Raw genomic sequence first — 6,017 nt, 5'->3', positions numbered from 1 at the left:
GCACAGATACCCGAAGACGAGGAGATAGGCAGCGTCTGTGCTGATGGGGCCTACGACACCCAGGCGTGCCATGAAGCCATTGCCCAGCGCAATGCTCAAGCCATCATCCCGCCGCGCAAGAACGCACGGCTGTGGAAGGTCAAGGCCAACAAGCGTGGCATGCACGTGCGCAACGAGGCGGTACGGGCCTGCCAGCGGCTGGGGCGCAAAATCTGGAAATGCTGGAGCGGCTACCACCGGCGCAGTCTGGTGGAGACCAAGATGCACTGCTTCAAGCGCTTGGGCGAGCGCGTGATGGCACGCACGTTCGAGCGTCAGGTGGCGGAGTTGCAGGTGCGCGTGGCGTTGCTCAACCGCTTCACGCAACTGGGCACCCCGGACACGGTGGCCGTGGCATAACTCCGTCTGGGGTCAGGGGAATTCCGTCCCGTTATGGCTTTGTGCAACAAAGCCGGCTTTACTCCTTGATGGTAAATTTCGAGAGGCGACGAGCTGTTAATTGCAACTCTTTCCAGAATTGCCGCATCAGTTCCAGCCGAGGTTCAAACCAGCAGCCTTTGAATTCATTATTGCACAGTTCTTGGTATTTTTCGGAGCGGAAAAGCAGTTGTTGAAAAGCCACTGTGGTGGCCTTGTCCATGTCAAACGGCCCAGCGCCATTGGTGGCCTGTTTGACCAGCGCGACGGACTTGGCTTCGGTTTCGCCGGTGTGGCGACAGATGCCGGGTAATACGATGCCGCTCAATTGATCCCACTGGAGGCGAGCATGTGTGCGGGGCTGGAAGCGCAACACCCAGCGGTCTTTTTGAATGTGGTGGATGTCTTTGTCGCATTCAATGCCCACGCCGCTATCGATCGCTTCTTGCAAGCTGCTCCAGCCACTCAGCAGTGCCGGATGGATGGGGGTGTTGTCAATGATTTCCCGTGCGCTGCTGCCCAACCAGCCCAGCAGCGGGAAGTCGTCGCGGTCAAAGTCGTAATGGCAGATATTCCGCGAGTCGAAGTTCCACTCGCCGTCCCGGTTCTTGTCCCGGCGCTTCCATTTTTCCTTCGCGTTTTCCAGATCTTTTCCGGTGATTTCACGGGCTTCGTTCCACAGTTGGTCAAACCAGTCCAAGCTGCCATGCTGGCTGGATGGCTCCAGCGGGAACATGTACCCCGCTTCGCGCAGTGCGGTGGGCTGGAAGCCCAGGCCGTTGTGGGACATGTTGGCCGAGCCGACGATGGCATACTCAGAACCGATGTAGAGCTTGGCGTGGAGGTTGTTGACTTGGCGCACGTTGCTTTTGCCGAACCGCTGCATGAGCATGACGATCTCTTGCGGGTTGGTGCTGCCCATGCTCAGGTTGCACACGATCTTCGCATCTGTGCATTGGCTGCCGATGAAGCGGCTGGCACCGGTGCCGATGAAGGCGGTCGCGATGCGCAGCGTGGGTTCTGTTGTCAAGAGGTGCAGGATGGCTTTGGTCAGGTGGTCTTCGTGCAGAAACATGGCAGGTTCTTGGGTGACGGGTTGCGGGTTGACGTGGGAGTGTGTGGTGTGCATGGTGTTTGTGGGTTTTTTGTGACTGGGTTGTTTGGGTGTGAGAGTCGACTTTTGTTTGGCTCAGGTTTATGAGTTGAAGAAAATCTGTTTTCGTTGTTACGTAAGTTATGATAACCTAAAATCATCGCTGATTAACGTTGTTGCGTTCAAAATGTGCGTAGCCAACCTTCTCTAAAACGGTTTGGCCAGTTGGGTTTGTTGGTGTTCATGGCCTTGCCCACGCTGCTTCCGTCCAAGCCAATGGCCCTTTTGGGGCGGCAGGCTCACCCCACCTTTTGGTAAAAAAATTTTCCTGCTTTATGAGTGATAGAGATAAAAAAAACGATCTGAGATCGCTGTATGCGAACAACTTGGTGGCTCGCAAAGTGTTTGATGTCTGGGCGCAGAAAAAGCGGACGCTCGCAGAGACTCTCCTAGCGCAAACCAGCGCCGAGGCTGGCATAGAAGACGATGAAGATGTAAAAATCTTCTTTAGAACGCTACAAGAGTACGGTTTCGGGCGTTACATCAAGGCTTCGCGTGGCGGGCAGGCCCGCTTTGAGTGGGGCTGGGTGGATGAAGACGATCCCGATTCCCGCTACTCTCTGGCTGCCGTGGCCCGGATCGCCAAAGGCAGCAATGAGGCTTGGAACGGGGTTGGTGCAGGTGGTGGTGAAGGGGATGAAACCGATTATTTCAGATGTTCATCGGGTGATTCTGGGCCTTCAGTGTCGATCAAGCTGGAGATGAACGGAATTTCTGTGCACTTGGGGTTGCCCAAGCATTTTGATCCGGATGAAGATCTTGAGGATCTGGAAGATCTGCTGGAGTTGATCAAGGCTTCGGTGAAAAGCAAGTTCAAGCGCCGTCGGGCGTAGCGTGTCGGTGGACGGGCCGTGTCGGTGGACAATACGCCCATGAGCCTTGATTTGCCTATTTTTTCTGACGATTCGACGGTGGCCGAGCCGGTGGACAACGCCGACAGCCTGGCCGCCTACGCCCAGCGCGCTTACCTGGAGTACGCGCTGAGCGTGGTCAAGGGCCGCGCCTTGCCCGATGTGTGCGACGGCCAGAAGCCCGTGCAGCGCCGCATTTTGTACGCCATGCAGCGCATGGGGTTGGGTTACAGCGGCCCCAGCGGCAACACGCCGGCCAAACCGGTCAAGAGCGCGCGCGTGGTGGGCGATGTGCTGGGCCGCTACCACCCGCACGGCGACACGGCGGCCTACGACGCGCTGGTGCGCATGGCGCAGGACTTTTCGCAGCGTTATCCATTGATCGACGGGCAGGGCAATTTTGGCAGCCGCGACGGTGATGGCGCTGCCGCCATGCGCTACACCGAGGCGCGGCTGGCCAAGATCACCAGTTTGCTGCTGGACGAGATTGACCAGGGCACGGTCGATTTCATTCCCAACTACGACGGCAGCACGCAGGAGCCCAGGCAGCTGCCCGCCCGCCTGCCGTTTGCCTTGCTCAACGGCGCCAGCGGCATTGCAGTGGGCATGGCGACCGAGATCCCGAGCCACAACCTGCGCGAGGTGGCGGGGGCCTGTGTGGCGCTGCTGAAGAACCCCGCCCTGGGCGACGACGAGCTGTTCGGCCTGATACCGGGGCCGGATTACCCCGGTGGCGGTCAGATCATCAGCCCGGCCAGCGACATTGCCGAGGCCTACCGCACGGGCCGCGGCAGCCTGAAAGTGCGAGCGCGCTGGACGGTGGAAGATTTGGCCCGTGGCCAATGGCAACTGGTGGTGACGGAATTGCCGCCCGGTGTGAGCAGCCAGAAGGTGTTGGAAGAGATTGAGGAGCTGACCAACCCCAAGGTCAAGAGCGGCAAAAAGGCGTTGACGCAGGAGCAGACCCAGCTCAAAGCGGCCATGCTGGCGGTGCTGGACGGGGTGCGCGACGAGTCCAGTAAGGACGCGCCGGTGCGGTTGGTGTTCGAGCCCAAGAGCCGCAGCGTGGCGCAGCCAGAGCTGATTACGGCGCTGCTGGCGCACACCAGCTTGGAGACTTCAGCCCCCATCAACCTGACCATGATTGGGCTGGACGGCAAACCGGTGCCCAAGAGTTTGCGCCAGATGTTGACCGAGTGGATCGCGTTCCGCCAGACCACCATCACGCGCCGCACCCAACACCGGTTGGGCAAGGTGCTGGACCGCTTGCACATTTTGGAAGGCCGCCAAACGGTGCTGCTGCATCTGGATGAGGTGATTGCCATCATCCGAGACAGCGATGAGCCCAAACCGGCGCTGATGGCGCGTTTTCACTTGAGTGAGCGTCAGGCCGACGATATTCTGGAAATCCGCTTGCGTCAGTTGGCACGGCTTGAAGGCATCAAGATCGAGCAGGAAATCAGCGAGTTGCGCGGCGAGCAAACCAAGCTGGAGGACATTTTGGCCAACCCGGCCACACTGCGCCGCTTGATGGTGAAAGAGATTGAGGCCGATGCCAAGACCTTTGGCGATGCGCGCCGCACGCTCATCCAAGCCGAGAAAAAAGCCGTGGCCGAGATCAAGGTGGTGGACGAGCCGGTGACGGTGGTGGTGTCGGCCAAGGGCTGGGTGCGCACGCGCGGCGGGCATGGGCACGACGCGGCGGTCTTCACTTTTAAAGCGGGGGATGCGCTGCACGGCACGTTCGAGTGCCGCACGGTGGACCACTTGGTGGTGTTGGGCAGCAATGGGCGGGTGTATTCGGTGCCCGTGGCCAGTTTGCCCGGAGGCCGGGGCGATGGCCAGCCCATCACCACGCTGATCGAGCTGGAGGCGGGCACGCAGCCGCAGTACTACCTGGCCGGGGCGCTGGACACGCGCTTGCTGCTCAGCGGCTCCGGCGGCTATGGCTTTGTGGTGCAGCTGCAGGACTTGCTCGCGCGCAACAAGGCGGGCAAGGCCTTCGTCACGCTCAACGCGGACGAAACGTTGTGCTCGCCCGCGCTGCTGGCCACCGATGTGCCGCCCACGCATGTGTGTTGTGTATCGGTGGGCGGGCGCCTGCTGACGTTTGCGCTGGACGAGGTCAAGCACCAGCCCAAGGGCGGGCGCGGCCTGATGCTGATGGGCCTGGACGAAGGCGACCGCCTGCTGGGCGCGGTGGCGTACGCGCGCAGCGTGCGCATCGACGGCGTGGGCCGGGGCGGCAAGCCGCGCGAGGAGGTGCTGGAGATCCGCAGCCTCAACCACGCTGGCCAGGCGCGTGGGCGCAAGGGCAAGGACGCCAGTTTCGGCTTCAAGCCGACGCTGCTGCTGCGCGTGCTGTGATGGCCTGAGCCCGCTGCTGGGTAGGGTCTCAGGGCCTGGGCTCCAGCGCCCAGGTGGCGCACCAGGTGGGAATCTGCTCGGCGGCCATGGGCTTGGCAATGCCGTAGCCCTGGGCAAAGCGGCAACCCAGCTCGCGCAACGCGGTGCCGTGCGCCAGGGTTTCCACGCCTTCGGCAATCACGTGGCGTTGGAAGGCGTTGGCCAGCCGTATCACGCCCTCCACGATGCCCAGGTCGTCGCTGTCGGTCAGCATGTCGCGCACAAAGCTTTGGTCGATCTTGAGCGTGTCCACCGGCAGCTTGCGCAGGTACGTGAGCGACGAGTAGCCGGTGCCAAAGTCGTCCAGCGCAAACTTGACGCCCAGCGCCTTGCACTGGTGCAGGATGGCGGCGGCCTGCGCCATGTCGCTGATGGCGGCGGTCTCCAGCACTTCCAGCTCGAACTGGTCGGGGGCCACGTCGGGGTGGCGGGCCAGGGCCGCGCCAAGTTGCTGGCAGAAGCCCGGTTGCAGCAGATGGTTGGCGCTGATGTTGACGCTGACCTGCATGTGCAGCCCCGACTGGCGCCAGACGGTGGCCTGCGCCAGCGCCGTTTCGATCACCCATTCGCCCAGGTGCTGTTCCAGCTCGCTGCCCTGCACGTAGGGTAAAAAGGCACCGGGCGCCAGCAGCCCTTGCGTGGGGTGCTGCCAGCGGATCAGGGCCTCCACGCCCAGCACCTGGCCGTTGATGAGGTCCACCTTGGGCTGGTAGAACAGCACGAACTGCCGCTGCAGCAGCGCCTGGCGCAGCCATTCCAGCTGCAGGCGGTGCAGCTGGGCCTGGCGGTCGATTTCAGGGTCGAACAACTGGTAGCGGTTCTTGCCCGCCTGTTTGGCCAGGTACATGGCCTGGTCGGCGTGGCGCAGCAGGGTGTCGGGGTCGGCGTTGTCGGCCGGGTAGAGGCTCACGCCCACGCTGGCCGATATCTGGATGGGGGGGTGGCCTTCCAGCACCACGGTCTGGCGCGCAGCGGCCAGGATGCGGTCCAGGATCAGCGTGCATTCCTCGGGCGTGCCGATGTCGGACAGGATGACGACAAACTCGTCGCCGCCCATGCGCGCCAGCGTGTCCTCGGCCCTGAGCACCTGCTGCAGGTTGTTGGTGACCTTGACCCAGATTGAGCGGCAAGCCTCGGGGTTCAGCCCGAGGTTCGAGCGATCAGGCCGGGACGGCCCGTAGTCGGTCGTG

Annotated in this window: 5 protein-coding genes; 3 read left to right on the top strand and 2 right to left on the bottom strand. The window is 62.0% G+C overall.

The window, feature by feature from the left end; genetic code table 11:
- Positions 1 to 399, top strand: a 399-nt coding sequence (locus CON76_RS12225) for an IS5 family transposase (protein WP_145995454.1), incomplete at its 5' end; no start/stop codon positions are given.
- Positions 400 to 457: 58 nt separating this feature from the next.
- On the opposite strand, the gene CON76_RS12220 is transcribed toward CON76_RS12225, so the two are convergent.
- A complete protein-coding gene (locus CON76_RS12220; RefSeq protein WP_145995453.1) occupies positions 458 to 1,447 on the bottom strand; it encodes a phospholipase D family protein in 990 nt (329 codons plus the stop codon).
- Between the two features lie 398 nt (positions 1,448 to 1,845).
- Between CON76_RS12220 and CON76_RS12215 the strand changes: the two genes are divergently transcribed.
- Both CON76_RS12215 and parC read left to right on the top strand, forming a co-directional pair.
- Entirely contained in the window at positions 1,846 to 2,403 is a 558-nt protein-coding gene (locus CON76_RS12215) for a hypothetical protein (RefSeq protein ID WP_101103690.1), read from the top strand.
- A gap of 39 nt (positions 2,404 to 2,442) precedes the next feature.
- Entirely contained in the window at positions 2,443 to 4,788 is a 2,346-nt protein-coding gene (parC, locus tag CON76_RS12210) for a DNA topoisomerase IV subunit A (protein WP_101103686.1), read from the top strand.
- A 28-nt stretch (positions 4,789 to 4,816) separates the two neighbouring features.
- Here parC and CON76_RS12205 read toward each other — a convergent pair.
- Positions 4,817 to 6,017 (bottom strand): putative bifunctional diguanylate cyclase/phosphodiesterase (locus CON76_RS12205; RefSeq protein ID WP_145995452.1); only part of this gene is annotated, 1,201 nt, incomplete at its 5' end.

Source organism: Macromonas bipunctata (assembly GCF_002837135.1).
Classification (GTDB): domain Bacteria; phylum Pseudomonadota; class Gammaproteobacteria; order Burkholderiales; family Burkholderiaceae_C; genus Macromonas_A; species Macromonas_A bipunctata.
This window is presented reverse-complemented; position numbering and strand designations above follow the sequence as displayed.